Consider the following 12629-nt stretch of genomic DNA (forward strand, 5'->3'; position numbering starts at 1 on the left):
CAACGACGGCAGACCGACCGCCTGGCGATCGGGCGCCGTGCCCCGTCAGTTGAACAGGTTGAAGTGGTAGTTGATGCCGACCTTCAGCTGGTGGGTGTCGAGGCCGGTCCGCACGCCGAACTGGGTACCCAGCGCCCGGAAGCGGACGTCGCGCTCGAAGTCGGCGTACAGGTACTCGCCCTTCACCGAGAGGTTCGGGGTGATCATGTACTCGAGACCGGCGCCGACGGTGTAGCCGTCGACCGGGATGGAGGCGTTGAACGATGCCGGGGCCAGGAGGCCCGGCGCCGCGACGCTGCCGCGGGCCCCGATCTCGGTGAAGGCCCACCCGCCCGTGACGTAGGCCAGGAGCGGCCCCCAGGCGTAACCGACGCGGCCCCGGACGGTGACGAAGTAGGTGTCCGTCTTCAGGCCGCCGCTGGCGGTGCCGGCGGCACCCGACGACACCCGGAACTCGTTGTGGATGTCGGAGTAGCCCGCGTCGGCCTCGACGCCTACGACGAAGCCGTTGTTGGGCGTGAACTGATAGTTGTAGCCCAGGGTGCCGCCTGCCACGAAGCCGGCGGCCGAGACCTCCGCCCGGCTCGGCGGCAGGGCGGCCGGGCGCGGGGCCGTCGTCGCGGCGCGGAAGTCGCCGCCGACGGCGCCGCCGGCGTTCACGCCGGCGTAGAAGCCGGTCCAGGTGAAGGCGGGCGGCGCGGCGATGACCGGCGGCGGGGCGGCCCGGCGCGGCAGGTCGGCGGCATGCGCGCCGCCCATCAGCGTCAGCAGGCTGGCAGCTGCGAGCAGAGACGACTTCACGTTATCAATCCCCAAACGGTTTGTTCGATTCCGGCCGATCGCGCAGCGACCCAGCCATGTGCAAGACCACGCTCGCGACCTGCGCCGCCCTGAAGATGGCGCGACAATTCCGGCGAGCCGTGACTGGACCCTGGCAGATAGCCGCCTGAGGCCTGTTCCGTCTATCGCATTTTTGCAACACTGCGGACGGGCTTTAATCATGAATTAAATCTTAACGCGCCGTCCCAATGCCGCCGGTCGACTTCGCGGGACTGTCGTGACGGCAGGTTGAGCACAGGTCATGAGTAGGAAGCTCACGAGTCGGCCGGCGAGCCGGCTGCCGCGCGTCACTCCCACGCATTCCCTGCGTCGCGGGGCCGCCTCCCCTGCAGGCCGGGATCGGCCTTATCAGGCCGTTCCCTGTCGCGAGCCTCCTCATCCATGTCCGGCAACACCGTCGTTCTCATCGCCTGCCTCGCGGTCGCCGTGGTGCTGCTGTTCGGCCTCGCCAACATGCTTCGCGGCGGCAGCGCCAACCTCTCGCAGCGGCTGATGCGGCTGCGGGTCGTGCTTCAGTTCGTCGCCATCCTGGTCATCATGGGGGTGCTGTGGTGGCGCGGGGGATGACCCTGCGGCAGTGTGGCGGTGCGGTCGCACGGGGTGGAAAACCGCGGCGAGACGGATTGTTAAGCGAGACGAGACGCGAGGCCTCTGGCTAGGGTGAACGCCGCCCCACCAAGGGGCGGTGGACCGTTTCGACAGATGCGCGTAATCCCCCCGAGCCTCGCGGCCGCACTCCTCATGGCGGCGCCGGCTGCCCAGGCCGCCGAACCTTCGGTCCTGGTCCCGTCCTACCGGCCGCCGGTCCAGCCGCTGAGCATCGTCTCAGAGTTCCGCATCGGCGGCTCCGCCCAGGACCCAGGCAGCAACGAGAAGAACACCAGCAACATCAACGCGGAGTTGCTGTTCGCCAAGCCGGTCACCGGGCTCGACCGGTTCTGGGCGGCCTTCGTGCCGCGCCCGACGGTCGGCGGCAGCTACAACGTCGACGGCCGTACCAGCTACGCCTATCTCGGTGCCACCTGGACCTTCGACGTCACGGACCGGATCTTCGTCGAGGGCTTCTTCGGCGCCGCGTTCCACGACGGCTATACCGGGCCGAAGCTCTACGTGCCCAAGATCTACAACTCTCTCGGCTGCTCGCCGCTGTTCCGCGAGGGTGCCGCCATCGGCTTCCGGATCAACGAGCGCTGGAGCGTGATGGCGACGATCGAGCACATGTCGAATGCCGGCCTCTGCGTCGAGAACCGCGGCCTGACCAATTACGGCGGCAAGATCTCCTACACCTTCTGACGGCATCCCGGCGGCAGCGGACAGGGGCGATCTGATATAGGGTCGCCCGAACCCTGCCGCCGAAGCGGGCCCGCCCGCGGTGGACGGGCATGCGGGCCTCTGGGCGGCTCCACGCGAGAGACGGAGAGTGCCCGTGGTCGTCCTCAACCGCATCTACACCCGCACCGGCGATTCCGGCACCACGGCCCTGGCCAGCGGCGAGCGGCGCTCGAAGGCCGACCTGCGCGTCGAGACCTACGGCACGGTCGACGAGACCAACGCCTGCCTGGGCCTCGTCCGTCTGCACACCAGGGGCGAACTCGACGCCATGCTGGGCCGGATGCAGAACGACCTGTTCGATCTCGGCGCCGACCTCGCCACCCCGGAGACCGGCGAGCCCCTCTCCTACGAGCCCCTGCGGATCGTGGCCGCCCAGGTCGAGCGCGTGGAGCAGGAGATCGACGCGCTCAATGCCGGGCTCTCGCCCCTGCGCTCCTTCGTCCTGCCCGGCGGCTCGCCCGCGGCGGCCGCGCTCCACCTCGCCCGCACGGTCTGCCGCCGGGCCGAGCGCCTGGCGGTGGCACTGGCGGCCACGCCCGGGGAGACCGTCTCGCCGGTGGCGATCCAGTACCTGAACCGCCTGTCCGACTTCCTGTTCGTCGCCGCCCGGGTGGCGAATGACGGGGGCGCCGCGGACGTGCTCTGGGTGCCGGGCAAGACCCGCACCTGACGGGGAGGCGCGGCCCTCCGGCGCGCGTTGACAATTCGGAAAATCGGCCGCTACGGTCCGCGCCACCTTGCTCATCGGGGATGATCGCTGGCTGGCCGAGGGAGGGCCCGGCCACGATCGTCCCTTGGTCCTGAAGGATGCGACGATCATGAAGGTCTTGGTGCCCGTCAAGCGGGTGGTCGACTACAACGTCAAGATCCGGGTCAAGCCGGACGGATCCGGCGTCGAGCTCGCCAACGTCAAGATGTCGATGAACCCCTTCGACGAGATCGCGGTCGAGGAGGCGATCCGCCTCAAGGAGAAGGGCAAGGTCACCGAGATCGTCGCCGTCTCGATCGGCCCGCAGGCCGCGCAGGAGACCATCCGCACCGCGCTCGCCATGGGCGCCGACCGCGGCATCCTGGTCAAGACCGACGCCGCCGTCGAGCCGCTCGCCGTCGCCAAGCTCCTCAAGGCGCTGGTGGAGAAGGAGAGCCCGGATCTCGTCATCCTCGGCAAGCAGGCGATCGACGACGATTCCAACCAGACCGGCCAGATGCTCGCCGCCCTGCTCGGCTGGCCGCAGGGCACCTTCGCGTTCAAGCTCGAGGTGGCCGAGGGCAGCCTCGACGTCGTCCGCGAGATCGACGGCGGCCTGCAGACCCTGAACCTCACGCTGCCCGCGATCGTCACGACGGACCTGCGCCTCAACGAGCCGCGCTACGCGAGCTTGCCCAACATCATGAAGGCGAAGAAGAAGCCTCTCGACACGGTCGAGCCGGAGGCGCTCGGCGTCGACGTCGCGCCGCGGCTGAAGGTGCTCAAGACCGTCGAGCCGGGCGGCCGCAAGGCCGGCGTCAAGGTCGCCAGCGCCGCCGAGCTCGTCAACAAGCTGAAGGTCGAGGCCGGGGTCCTCTGAGGACGCCCGAGCCTCCCTCAACCGGAAGGAACGATCACGCCATGACCACCCTCCTGCTGGTCGAGCATGCCGGCGGCGCCGTGAAGGACGCCAGCGTCAAGGCCCTCACCGCCGCCAAGCAGCTCGGCGCACCCGTCCACGCCCTGCTGCTCGGCGCTGACGCGCAAGGCCCCGCCGAGGCGACCGCGAAACTCGACGGGGTCGAGAAGGTGCTGGTGGCTTCCGATGCCGCCTTCGATCACCTGCTCGCCGAGCCCACCGCCGCGCTCGTGGCGGAGCTGGCCGCTGCCTACGACACCGTGATCGCCGCCGCCTCGACCGAGGGCAAGAACGTGCTGCCGCGCGTCGCCGCCCTCCTCGACGTCGCGCAGGTCTCGGACATCATCAAGGTGGTCTCGCCCGACACGTTCGAGCGGCCGATCTACGCCGGCAACGCGATCCAGACCGTGCAGGCCACCGACGCCAAGAAGGTGATCACGGTGCGCACCGCCGCCTTCCAGGCGACGGGCGAGGGCGGGGCCGCCGCCCCGGTCGAGGCCGCTGCCGCGGCCGCCGCTCCCGAGACGAAGTCGTCGTTCAAGGGCGAGGAGATCGCCAAGTCCGACCGTCCGGAGCTGGCGGCGGCTCGCATCATCGTGTCCGGCGGGCGTTCGCTGGGCTCGGCCGACAAGTTCAAGGAGCTGATCGAGCCGCTGGCCGACACCCTCGGCGCGGCGGTCGGCGCCTCGCGGGCAGCGGTAGACGCGGGCTACGCCCCGAACGACTGGCAGGTCGGCCAGACCGGCAAGGTGGTGGCGCCGGACCTGTACGTCGCGGTCGGCATCTCGGGGGCGATCCAGCACCTGGCCGGGATGAAGGACTCGAAGGTGATCGTCGCCATCAACAAGGACGAGGAAGCGCCGATCTTCCAGGTCGCCGATTACGGCCTGGTCGGCGACCTGTTCCAGGTGGTGCCGGACCTGCAGCAGGAGATCGCCAAGGCCAAGGGCTGAGGAACGCCGCCCCTCGCGCGGAACCGCGCGAGGGGCGGTACAAAGACCCGGGGTCCACTGGAACCCTTCGCATCTGCGAAGGCGCGGTGATATGAACGCTCGGGTCGGCGCGGTGGGAAGGCAGGGGTGTGATGGGCATCGAGATCAAGACGGTCGGCATCATCGGGGCCGGTCAGATGGGCAGCGGCATCGCCCATGTCTGCTCCCTGGCCGGGCTCGACGTGCGGATGAACGACCGTGATCCCGAACGCCTGAGGAACGGGCTGGCGACCGTCAACGGCAACCTGCTGCGCCAGGTCTCGAAGGGCGCGATCACCGACGACCAGCGGCGGGACGCGATCGAGCGGATCGTGCCGGTCGACACGTTCGACGATTTCGGCCCCTGCGACCTGGTGATCGAGGCCGCGACCGAGGACGAGGCGATCAAGCGCAGCATCTTCAACGCGCTCTGCCCGTCCCTGCGGCCCGAGACGATGGTGGCGACCAACACCTCGTCGATCTCGATCACCCGGCTCGCCGCCTCGACCGACCGGCCTGAGCGGTTCATCGGCATCCACTTCATGAACCCGGTGCCGGTGATGCAGCTCGTCGAGCTGATCCGCGGCATCGCCACGGAGGACCCGACCTACGAATCGGCCAAGGCTTTCGTGAAGCGCCTCGGCAAGATCGTGACGGTCTCGGAGGATTTCCCGGCCTTCATCGTCAACCGCATCCTGCTGCCGATGATCAACGAGGCGATCTACACCCTCTACGAGGGCGTCGGCTCGGTCGATTCGATCGACACCGCGATGCGGCTCGGCGCCAACCACCCGATGGGCCCGCTCCAGCTCGCCGACTTCATCGGCCTCGATACCTGCCTGTCGATCATGCAGGTGCTCTACGAGGGCCTGGCCGATTCGAAGTACCGCCCCTGCCCGCTCCTGGTGAAGTACGTCGAGGCCGGCTGGCTCGGCCGCAAGACCAAGCGCGGCTTCTATGACTATCGCGGGGCGGAGCCGGTCCCGACCCGCTGAGGGCTCGTCCCGCTTCGACCCTGCGGCCGCCGGGGTTCGAGAGGCGCGTCCGCTCCGAGCAGGCGCCTCGCGAGACGCCGCGGCCCGTTTCAGCGGACCCGGATCATGATGCGCGGTCGCCAGACACCGAGCACGACATTCGCCGTCGCGATCGCGAGCAGCACCCACAGCGTGCCTCGCTCCGCACCAAGAGATTCGGCCAACGTTGCCGGGTCGACCCGGCCGGCGAGCGCTTGCGCACTGCGATCGGCCTCCCGCTGCATCGGCCCCTGAACGCCCACGAAGCCGTACTCGAACATCAGAATGCCGGTCGCGAGCTTCACCCAAGCCCAGCCGGCAGTGTGGAAGGCGCGGTTGAGCGCGATCGCCAGCAATCCGGCCACGAGCATCAGCGCGAGTGACGGGAGGAAGATCCAGGTCGCCACCGCGGCCATCGCGCCGCGCATGAGGGCGTAGCTGGGCAAGGCGGATGGCGAAGGAACGAGGCCCAGCAGCACGATCAGGGACGCCATCGCGCCCATCAGGCCGATGGCCCCCATCGTGTGAAGGAACTTCATCAAGCGTCGCATCGCTACGACACGATCCCTCAGCAGGGAACGACAACCTACGGAAGGCGTCGGGCTGAACGGAATCAAATCTCCGTGCGAAGCGGATTCCGTGACCGGGGCCGATCGATCGTGCCGGGCCATCCTGGAATCGGCTCTCATCGTCCTTGCCGCCAGCTATCAGCGGCACCAGGGCGGCGGGTTTCGCGAGATCATCAGGTCTGATCACCCGAACCTGCTCGGACATCGCCGATCAGAGGCCGAAGGCTGTCGGTGACCCATCCCCGAATAGCCGAAGGGCTGCCCCTCGGCCGAGGGGCAGCCCTTCGCACGTCAGGCGTGACGCCTCACTTGGCGTTGGTCGAGCCCGTCGCCTTCGGCTCGGCCGGGGCCGGATAGGCCGGGTTGCCGGCCGGCACGCCGCCGCTGTTCGCCGACGAGGTGCCGCTGCCGCTGCCCGTCGTCGAGCCGGTGATCTGCTGGCGCGAGGCGTCCTGGCTCTGGCTGGCGTAGTCCTTCGGGGCGTTGGCGCCGTTCCAGCCGAGCAGCGCCACCATGGCGATCGCCAGGAGGGCGAGGCTGCCGAGCAGCACGTAGAGGACGGGACGGCCCTTCGCGCCCTGGCGGGCTTCGGTCGGGGTCTCGATGGGGCGGTTGGTATCCATGCGGCACCTCGCGGTGGGCTCGGCGGACAGTCGCACCGAGCGATGATCGTCGTGACCAGCCAACGTCACCGATCGGCCGAGGTTCCTGCCGGACCTCGGGCGCTCCCCGGGTTACTTCCCTGTCAGCAGCATGATCTTCCCGAGATGGGCGCTCGATTCCATCAGCTCGTGCGCCGCCCGCGCCTCTTCCAGCGGGAAGGTGGCGTGGATCACCGGCTTGACGGTGCCGGCCTCGAGGAGCGGCCAGACCTCGCGGCGCAGGCCCTCCGCGATGGCCGCCTTCTGGGCCACGGTACGGGGGCGCAGGGTCGAGCCGGTCACGGTGAGGCGCCGGATCATCACCGGGGTGAGATTGAAGCTCTCCGCCGTGAAGCCCTGCAGGAAGGCGATGATGACCAGCCGTCCCTCCAGGGCGAGGGACTTCACGTTGCGCTCGAGATAGGCGGCCCCGACCATGTCGAGGATCACGTCGACCCCCTGGCCCTCGGTCAGGCGCTTCACCTCGGCGGCGAAGTCGGCCTCGCGGTAGTTGATGGCGTAGTCGGCCCCGAGAGACTCGCAGAAGGCGCACTTCTCCGCCGAACCGGCGGTGGCATAGACCGTGGCGCCGAACTGCTTGGCGAGCTGGATCGCCGTCGAGCCGATGCCGCTCGACCCGCCATGGACCAGGAAGCGCTCACCCCGTTGCAGGCGGCCGCGCTCGAACACGTTGGTCCAGACGGTCCAGTAGTTCTCCGGCAGGCCAGCCGCCTCGACGAGGGAGAGCGGGGCCGGCCGGGGCAGGCAGAGGGCGGCATCCGCCACGCAGTACTCGGCGTAGCCGCCGCTGATCGTCAGCGCGCAGACCTCCTGGCCCTCGCGCAGATCCGTGACGCCGCTCCCCAAGGCGACGATGCGGCCGGCGATCTCGAGGCCCGGCACCTCGGTGGCGCCGGGTGGCGGCGGATACTTGCCGGCGCGCTGCTGGCAGTCGGGCCGGTTCACGCCGGCTGCCACGACCTCTACCAGCACCTGGTTCGGGCTAGGCCGCGGCACCGGCACGGTCTCGATCCCGATCACCTCCGGACCGCCTGCCCCGTTGAAGCGGACCTGGCGCATGGTGGCGGGGATCGACGGCATGGGACGGCTCCGGCTGTGCGGGATGCGACGCGTCCTTACCTGCCGCGCCGGCTGCGGGGCGGCAAGGGGCAGCCCCGTCCTGTTCCTAGCGCGTGCCGTACATCCGGTCCCCGGCGTCGCCGAGGCCCGGCAGGATGTAGCCGTGCTCGTTCAGGTGGCTGTCGATGGCGGCGGTCCAGACCGGCACGTCGGGATGGGCGCCCTGGAACCTGGCCAGGCCCTCCGGCGCGGCGAGCAGGCAGACGAAGCGCAGGTCGCGGGCGCCGCGCTCCTTCAGCCGGTCGACCGCGGCGACCGCCGAGTTCGCCGTCGCCAGCATCGGATCGAGGACCAGCACGGTGCGGTCGCCGAGGTCGGACGGGGCCTTGAAGTAGTACTCCACCGCCTCCAGCGAATCCGGGTCGCGGTAGAGCCCGACATGGGCGACGCGGGCCGAGGGCAGGAGCGACAGCATGCCGTCGAGGAAGCCGACCCCGGCGCGCAGGATCGGCGCCAGCACGAGCTTCTTGCCGGCGATCTGCGCCCCCTGCATCCGCACCAGCGGCGTCTCGATCTCCACCGGCTCGAGCGGCAGGTCGCGGGTGACCTCGTAGGCGAGCAGCGTCCCGATCTCGTTCAGGAGCTGGCGGAAGCCCTTGGTGGAGCGAGCCTTGTCCCGCATCAGGGTCAGCTTGTGCTGCACCAGCGGATGATCGACCACCGTGACCGGCGCCAGGCCCGTCCCTCCGCGCGCACCCGCACCCTGCATCGCCGTCTCCCCGTTCACGATCACTGGACTCCTATAGCGGTCAGAACACCGTCCCGTCGCTGTCGATGGCAAGCGGCGGCGCGCCCTCCGGGCGCAAGGACCTTGCCAGGCGCCGGCCGGTGGCCCAGGTGCCGCCCTCCAGCACCTTGGCGAGGGGCAGGGCGTCCGGATCGGCGATCCCGAGCCGCTCGCGCACCAGCGGGGCCAGCAGGTCGAGGAGCGCGACGGTGAGCGCCCGCCACTCGACGACGAGGCGCGAATCGACCGGGTGCGGCCGGGACGCCTCCTCGGGACGGCGCAAGGAGAGCACGCCGGTATCGAGGAAGAGGCCGCCGTTGCGGTACTCGGGCAGGCCGGTGAGCGCGCCGAGGCCGGTGACGGTCAGGCCCGCCTCCTCCAGCGGCTCCAGGAGCGAGTAGGCGAGCCACTGCGACAGCTTGTGGAACGGCACCAGCCCTTCCGTCGGCCCGATGCCGCCGGCCAGCGGATGGCGCCAGGTATCCCCCAGATCGACCCCGTCGAGGACGATGCGGCCGGGCCAGATCGGCCCGAGATGGGTCAGCAGCACCTCGAGCACCGTCTCGGCGGACACCTCGCCGTCGCGCGCCCTGGCCTTCATGCGGTCGAACAGGCCGCCGGGCCGGGCCTGCGGCCCGAATCCCTCCGGGTCGGCCGCCGCGACCTGGCCCAGGCGGTTGAGGAGCGCGGTGCGGCCGGACAGGCCGACGAGGGGGTTGGTCGGCCCGGCCTGGAAGGCCTCCGCCAGTTCCGCCTCGGTCAGGCTCGCCAGCGCCCGGGCGTCGGCCCGGAACGGATCCTCGGGCTCGGACGAGAACAGGCCCGACACGAACATGTCGAAGCTCGCCACCGCCAGCCCCTCGGAGCGGGCGTAGGTCTCGCCGGTGCGGCCCTCCTCGTAGCGCCAGGTCGGGCCGGCGCCGGCATCGAGGAGCACGCTCACCACCACGAGGTCGAAGGCGGCGCGGGCCTGCTCGGCGGGATCCGCGAAGGGAGCGGCGTGGACGAGGGAGCCCCAGCGCTCGAAGCCGCCAACGGCGAAGTGGCGCCAGCGGGCGTGATAGGGGATCGCGAGGTCCGGATAGGCGTCCCGGATGGTCTCGACCACCGCGTCGGCGCAAGGCCCGAGGCGGTCGGCATCGACCACGAAGTGGTCGAGCCGGCCCTCGAACCCGGCCTTGAGCAGGGTCTCGGCGCGGGCGCGCACCGCCCGGGCCGAGAGCAGGCTGCGGGCGGTCGAAAACTCAGGCACGGGCATCTCCAAAGGCAAGTCGCGCGGGCGCCGAAGCCGGCTCGCTCGGAACCGCTCGGTTCGCTCAGAACCGCTCGGTTCCTTTCAGAACCGCTCGAGGTCGCGGCCCTTCACGGCGTCGAGGGCGTCGGTGGTGCCGTCCGGCGCGTAGTAGCCCGCGGCCTTCTTGGCCTCGATCTCGACCGAGGCGTCCGGCGGGATCAGCTCCGGCGGGATCGGCACCCGCTCGCCGACCTCGATGCCCGAGGACGTGATCGCGTCGTACTTCATGTTCGACATCGACATCAGCCGGTCGATCCGGCGGATGCCGAGCCAGTGCAGCACGTCGGGCATCAGCTGCTGGAAGCGGGCGTCCTGCACGCCGGCGACGCACTCGGTGCGCTCGAAGTAGGTGGCGGCGGAATCGCCCCCCTCCTGGCGCTTGCGGGCGTTATAGACCAGGAACTTCGTCACCTCGCCCAGCGCCCGCCCCTCCTTGCGGTTGTAGACGATGACGCCGGTGCCCCCTCCTTGAGCCTCGCGCACGCATTCCTCGATGCCGTGCGTGAGGTAGGGCCGGCAGGTGCAGATGTCGGAGCCGAACACGTCTGAGCCGTTGCACTCGTCGTGAACCCGGCAGGCGATGCGCCGGCGCGGGTCGGACAGGCCCGCCACCTCGCCCATCACGTAGACGGTGCAGCCGCCGATCGGCGGCAGGAAGACCTGGAGGTCGGGCCGGGTGACGAGCTCGGGGAACATGCCGCCGGTCTGCTCGAACAGGGTGCGGCGCAAGGCCGTCTCGCTGGTGCCGAAGCGGGCGGCGACGCCCGGGAGGTACCAGACCGGGTCGACCGCGATCTTGGTGACCGAGATGTCGCCGGTGGTGTGCAGCACGGTGCCGTCGGCGGCCAGACGATGGGCGCCCATCGCCGCCAGGATCTCGGGCAGGCTGAGCCGCGCCTTGGTGACCGCGATGGTCGGCCGGATGTCGGTGCCGGTCGCGATCGCCTCCCGGAACACCTCCCCTGGCCTATGCCCCCAGGGATCGAGGGAGACGATCTTCTCCGGATCCGCCCATTGCGGGTGCGGGCCGATCTCGACCACCGGATGGGTGTTGGTGAGGTCCGGCCGGGTCATGGGGTTGAGGGCCCGGCCCGCGATCGCGAGCGCCCGGTAGAGGGAGTAGGCGCCGCCATTCGCCCCGATGACGTTGCGGTCGGCCGGGTTGGTCACGGTGCCGATGATCGGCCCGCGCTCGCGCGGATCGGCGGCGCCCCAGCGGATCGGCCAGCGGGCGGCGCCCGGCTCGGGATGCGAGGTGAGCCGGATATGCGTCGAGCGGTTCGAAGTGGTCATGCGGCCGCGCCGTCCTTCAACGGAGAAGGCTCCCCGCGGGGGCCGCGGAGAGCCTGTCGTGTGCTTGACCTTATGGAGGGTGGCCCAGGCGATTCGTGGCGTCAAGCCGAAGGCCTGGGCGCCGCGCCCAACTTGGCGGCAGCGGGGGCCACCCGTCAGCCGATCAGTAGTTCGAGCCGGCGCGGCGGCGGGCCATGAAGGCGTCGAACTGCTCGCGGTCGCGGGCGCGCTTCAGCTCGTCCACGAACTCGGTGAAGGCGCGGCTCTCCTCCTCGAGGCGGCGGCGCTCCTGCTCGAGGCGCTCGATCTCCTTGCGGCGATACTCCTCGAAAGCCCAGTTGCCGCTGTCCTGGCGCGCGGCGCCGAAGCCCGCGAAGCCGCCGCGGACGGAGCGCTCGGCGAACGCCTTCATCTCGTTGAGAGCCGGATATCCCATGAGCTTCCACACCACGTAGGCAGCGGCCAAGGGCCACGCGTAGATGAAACCGATGACGATCGCGCCGATCTCGATGGAGCGGCGCGGGAACGGGCCGTTGCGGCAGGCGCGACCGCTCGACCAGGGGGCAGAGGAATACGACACGTCACGACCTCCCGGAGGATGTGAATGTGAACGACATTTACATGCGGGGCCGACCTGGTGGTTTCAAGGAGGGTGATCAGGGTAAAAATGCACCGGGACCGCGGACGAGCGCGGCATCCGCTTCCGGCCGTCCGGGGGCCTCACCCTCCTGCCCGCACCGAGGCCCCGTGCACCATGGCGAGCACGCCGGCCCGCAGGAGATCGTACTTGGTCGGCAGGCCCGGCCCCGTCGGCAGGCGGCCAGCAGCCGCCAGGGTGGCGATGCCGTGGGAGAGAGCCCAGACCTCGAGGGCGACGAAGCGCGGATCGACGCCGGCGGAGAAGCCGTCCGGGAAGGTCGAGCGCAGGGCCTCGACCAGGAGCCCGAAGGCGTCGCGGTCGCGCGGCGGCTGCACCGGCGCGCAGCCGTCCGGGCCGGGAGGGCGGGCCTCGAAGATCGCCGCGTAGTAGCCCGGCTCCTCCTCGGCGAAGGTCAGGTAGGCCTCGCCCATGCGGGTGAAGCGCTCGAGCGGCGTGCCGGGGCCGCGCAGGGCGCGGGCGAGGCGGGCGGCCAGCTCCGAGAAGCCCCGCTCGGCCACCTCCTCCAGCAGGGCCTCGCGGCCGCGGAAGTGCCGGTAGAGCG

At 70.4% G+C, this 12629-nt stretch carries 15 protein-coding genes; 6 read left to right on the top strand and 9 right to left on the bottom strand.

Annotated features, from left to right (window positions below):
* Nucleotides 1–45: 45 nt before the first annotated feature.
* On the bottom strand, nt 46–801 hold the full coding sequence (locus VQ02_RS34680) for an outer membrane protein (protein WP_053080294.1): 756 nt from the start codon (nt 799–801) through the stop codon (nt 46–48).
* A gap of 420 nt (nt 802–1221) precedes the next feature.
* On the opposite strand from VQ02_RS34680, the gene VQ02_RS09165 reads away from it, so the two are divergent.
* The 6 genes from VQ02_RS09165 (at nt 1222) to VQ02_RS09190 (ending at nt 5745) form a co-directional block, all read left to right on the top strand.
* On the top strand, nt 1222–1407 hold the full coding sequence (locus VQ02_RS09165; RefSeq protein WP_048443860.1) for a twin transmembrane helix small protein: 186 nt from the start codon (nt 1222–1224) through the stop codon (nt 1405–1407).
* A 135-nt stretch (nt 1408–1542) separates the two neighbouring features.
* Nucleotides 1543–2133: an acyloxyacyl hydrolase gene (locus tag VQ02_RS09170; RefSeq protein WP_048443861.1), complete on the top strand. Its 591-nt coding sequence runs from the start codon at nt 1543–1545 to the stop codon at nt 2131–2133.
* A 133-nt stretch (nt 2134–2266) separates the two neighbouring features.
* On the top strand, nt 2267–2842 hold the full coding sequence (locus VQ02_RS09175; protein WP_048443862.1) for a cob(I)yrinic acid a,c-diamide adenosyltransferase: 576 nt from the start codon (nt 2267–2269) through the stop codon (nt 2840–2842).
* Between the two features lie 148 nt (nt 2843–2990).
* The gene (locus tag VQ02_RS09180; RefSeq protein WP_048443887.1) at nt 2991–3740 is read left to right on the top strand and encodes an electron transfer flavoprotein subunit beta/FixA family protein; all 750 of its coding nucleotides are present in this window, start codon (nt 2991–2993) and stop codon (nt 3738–3740) included.
* A gap of 41 nt (nt 3741–3781) precedes the next feature.
* Nucleotides 3782–4732, top strand: coding sequence for an electron transfer flavoprotein subunit alpha/FixB family protein (locus tag VQ02_RS09185; protein WP_048443863.1), 951 nt, complete (start codon nt 3782–3784; stop codon nt 4730–4732).
* Between the two features lie 131 nt (nt 4733–4863).
* On the top strand, nt 4864–5745 hold the full coding sequence (locus VQ02_RS09190) for a 3-hydroxybutyryl-CoA dehydrogenase (RefSeq protein ID WP_048443864.1): 882 nt from the start codon (nt 4864–4866) through the stop codon (nt 5743–5745).
* A gap of 89 nt (nt 5746–5834) precedes the next feature.
* Here VQ02_RS09190 and VQ02_RS09195 read toward each other — a convergent pair whose 3' ends face one another.
* From VQ02_RS09195 to VQ02_RS09230, 8 genes are all read right to left on the bottom strand, one after another.
* Nucleotides 5835–6314 carry a hypothetical protein gene (locus VQ02_RS09195; protein ID WP_048443865.1) on the bottom strand — a complete coding sequence of 160 codons (480 nt, stop codon included), beginning with the start codon at nt 6312–6314 and terminating at the stop codon, nt 5835–5837.
* A 323-nt stretch (nt 6315–6637) separates the two neighbouring features.
* On the bottom strand, nt 6638–6955 hold the full coding sequence (locus tag VQ02_RS09200; RefSeq protein WP_048443866.1) for a hypothetical protein: 318 nt from the start codon (nt 6953–6955) through the stop codon (nt 6638–6640).
* A gap of 111 nt (nt 6956–7066) precedes the next feature.
* Nucleotides 7067–8074: an NAD(P)H-quinone oxidoreductase gene (locus VQ02_RS09205; protein WP_048443867.1), complete on the bottom strand. Its 1008-nt coding sequence runs from the start codon at nt 8072–8074 to the stop codon at nt 7067–7069.
* An 85-nt stretch (nt 8075–8159) separates the two neighbouring features.
* Nucleotides 8160–8822 (bottom strand): uracil phosphoribosyltransferase, encoded by a 663-nt coding sequence (gene upp, locus VQ02_RS09210; protein WP_048443888.1) that lies wholly within the window; start codon nt 8820–8822, stop codon nt 8160–8162.
* 40 nt (nt 8823–8862) lie between these two features.
* Nucleotides 8863–10098, bottom strand: a complete 1236-nt coding sequence (locus VQ02_RS09215) for a URC4/urg3 family protein (protein WP_048443868.1) — start codon at nt 10096–10098, stop codon at nt 8863–8865.
* A gap of 78 nt (nt 10099–10176) precedes the next feature.
* On the bottom strand, nt 10177–11427 hold the full coding sequence (locus VQ02_RS09220) for a GTP cyclohydrolase II (RefSeq protein WP_048443869.1): 1251 nt from the start codon (nt 11425–11427) through the stop codon (nt 10177–10179).
* A 163-nt stretch (nt 11428–11590) separates the two neighbouring features.
* Nucleotides 11591–12007, bottom strand: coding sequence for a DUF2852 domain-containing protein (locus tag VQ02_RS09225; RefSeq protein WP_048443870.1), 417 nt, complete (start codon nt 12005–12007; stop codon nt 11591–11593).
* A 140-nt stretch (nt 12008–12147) separates the two neighbouring features.
* The coding region (locus tag VQ02_RS09230) for a TetR-like C-terminal domain-containing protein (protein WP_048443871.1) at nt 12148–12629 on the bottom strand (482 nt) is incomplete at its 5' end.

It is taken from the genome of Methylobacterium variabile, from assembly GCF_001043975.1.
Taxonomy (GTDB): Bacteria; Pseudomonadota; Alphaproteobacteria; order Rhizobiales; family Beijerinckiaceae; genus Methylobacterium; species Methylobacterium variabile.